General features: G+C 52.5%; 1 rRNA gene. It reads left to right on the top strand.

Annotation, left to right across the window (positions count from 1 at the left end):
• Nucleotides 1-156: 156 nt before the first annotated feature.
• Nucleotides 157-2,981: ribosomal RNA gene (locus AB5Y83_RS02885) — 23S ribosomal RNA — on the top strand; the annotation flags it as partial.

Genomic DNA, 2,981 nt, shown 5'->3' with positions numbered 1-2,981 from the left:
TGCTCTTTAACAATCTGGAAAGCTGATTTAAAAAGTAGTTCTCAAACATTTGTTACAAGTGCTTTGGAAACTTCTTGGCGAAAACCAAATTTTATTTGGTCCTTGTTGTACGACAACAAGCTGTGCCGGTTTCACCGACACTTCTTGGGGTTGTATGGTTAAGTGACTAAGCGTACATGGTGGATGCCTTGGCAGTCAGAGGCGATGAAGGACGTACTAACCTGCGATAAGCTGTGAGAAGTCGGTAAGAGACGCTATTACTCACAGATTTCCGAATGGGGAAACCCACCCGAGATAACTCGGGTATCTGTTACTGAATACATAGGTAACAGAGGCGAACCGGGAGAACTGAAACATCTAAGTACCCCGAGGAAAAGAAATCAACCGAGATTCCCTCAGTAGCGGCGAGCGAACGGGGATTAGCCCTTAAGCATCTTGGAAGTTAGTGGAACGGTCCTGGAAAGGCCGGCGATACAGGGTGATAGCCCCGTACACGAAAACAACCTTGATGTGAAATCGAGTAGGGCGGGACACGTGACATCCTGTCTGAATATGGGGGGACCATCCTCCAAGGCTAAATACTCCTGACTGACCGATAGTGAACCAGTACCGTGAGGGAAAGGCGAAAAGAACCCCTGTGAGGGGAGTGAAATAGAACCTGAAACCGTGTACGTACAAGCAGTGGGAGCCCTTCGGGGTGACTGCGTACCTTTTGTATAATGGGTCAGCGACTTACATTTTGTAGCGAGGTTAACCGTATAGGGGAGCCGTAGGGAAACCGAGTCTTAACTGGGCGTCTAGTTGCAAGGTGTAGACCCGAAACCGGGTGATCTAGCCATGGGCAGGTTGAAGGTTGAGTAACATCAACTGGAGGACCGAACCCACTAACGTTGCAAAGTTAGGGGATGACCTGTGGCTGGGGGTGAAAGGCCAATCAAACTCGGAGATAGCTGGTTCTCCCCGAAAGCTATTTAGGTAGCGCCTCGGACGAATACTACTGGGGGTAGAGCACTGTTTGGGCTAGGGGGTCATCCCGACTTACCAACCCCATGCAAACTCCGAATACCAGTAAGTAATATCCGGGAGACACACGGCGGGTGCTAACGTCCGTCGTGAAGAGGGAAACAACCCAGACCGCCGGCTAAGGTCCCAAAGTTCTGGTTAAGTGGGAAACGATGTGGGAAGGCTCAGACAGCTAGGATGTTGGCTTAGAAGCAGCCATCATTTAAAGAAAGCGTAATAGCTCACTAGTCGAGTCGGCCTGCGCGGAAGATGTAACGGGGCTCAAACCAGGCACCGAAGCCGCGGATTCACACTTATGTGTGAGTGGTAGGGGAGCGTTCTGTAAGTCTGCGAAGGTGTATCGAGAGGTATGCTGGAGATATCAGAAGTGCGAATGCTGACGTAAGTAACGATAAAGGGGGTGAAAAGCCTCCTCGCCGGAAGACCAAGGGTTCCTGTCCAACGTTAATCGGGGCAGGGTGAGTCGACCCCTAAGGTGAGGCCGAAAGGCGTAGTCGATGGGAAGCAGGTTAATATTCCTGCACGACTTGTAATTGCGATGGGGGGACGGAGAAGGCTAGGTGGGCCAGGCGACGGTTGTCCTGGTGAAAGTGCGTAGGTGGTGTTTCTAGGCAAATCCGGAGACACAACACTGAGACACGAGACGAACACACTACGGTGTGGAAGCCATTGATGCCCTGCTTCCAGGAAAAGCCTCTAAGCTTCAGATTACAAGTCATCGTACCCCAAACCGACACAGGTGGTCGGGTAGAGAATACCAAGGCGCTTGAGAGAACTCGGGTGAAGGAACTAGGCAAAATAGAACCGTAACTTCGGGAGAAGGTTCGCTCTTGACAGTGAAGTCCCTTGCGGATGGAGCAGTTGGGAGTCGCAGTGACCAGATGGCTGGGACTGTTTATCAAAAACACAGCACTCTGCAAACACGAAAGTGGACGTATAGGGTGTGACACCTGCCCGGTGCCGGAAGGTTAATTGATGGGGTTAGCGCAAGCGAAGCTCTTGATCGAAGCCCCGGTAAACGGCGGCCGTAACTATAACGGTCCTAAGGTAGCGAAATTCCTTGTCGGGTAAGTTCCGACCTGCACGAATGGTGTAACCATGGCCATGCTGTCTCCACCCGAGACTCAGTGAAATCGAATTCGCCGTGAAGATGCGGTGTACCCGCGGCTAGACGGAAAGACCCCGTGAACCTTTACTACAGCTTGGCACTGAACATTGAACCTACATGTGTAGGATAGGTGGGAGGCTTTGAAGGCGTGACGCCAGTTGCGCTGGAGCCGTCCTTGAAATACCACCCTTGTATGTTTGATGTTCTAACGCAGGGCCCTGAATCGGGCTCGCGGACAGTGCCTGGTGGGTAGTTTGACTGGGGCGGTCTCCTCCCAAAGAGTAACGGAGGAGCACGAAGGTTGGCTAATCCTGGTCGGACATCAGGAGGTTAGTGCAATGGCATAAGCCAGCTTAACTGCGAGACGGACAGGTCGAGCAGGTACGAAAGTAGGTCATAGTGATCCGGTGGTTCTGAATGGAAGGGCCATCGCTCAACGGATAAAAGGTACTCCGGGGATAACAGGCTGATACCGCCCAAGAGTTCATATCGACGGCGGTGTTTGGCACCTCGATGTCGGCTCATCACATCCTGGGGCTGAAGTCGGTCCCAAGGGTATGGCTGTTCGCCATTTAAAGTGGTACGCGAGCTGGGTTCAGAACGTCGTGAGACAGTTCGGTCCCTATCTGCCGTGGGCGTTGGATGATTGAAGGGAGTTGCTCCTAGTACGAGAGGACCGGAGTGAACGAACCTCTGGTGTTCGGGTTGTCACGCCAGTGGCACTGCCCGGTAGCTAAGTTCGGAATCGATAACCGCTGAAAGCATCTAAGCGGGAAGCGAGCCCTGAGATGAGTCATCCCTGACCCCTTGAGGGTCCTAAAGGGCCGTTGGAGACCACAACGTTGATAGG

The sequence above is a fragment of the Aeromonas sp. R5-4 genome (assembly GCF_040908215.1).
Taxonomy (GTDB): domain Bacteria; phylum Pseudomonadota; class Gammaproteobacteria; order Enterobacterales; family Aeromonadaceae; genus Aeromonas; species Aeromonas veronii.
The sequence above is the reverse complement of the archived record's forward strand: the minus strand, read 5'-3'. Positions and strand labels throughout refer to the sequence as shown.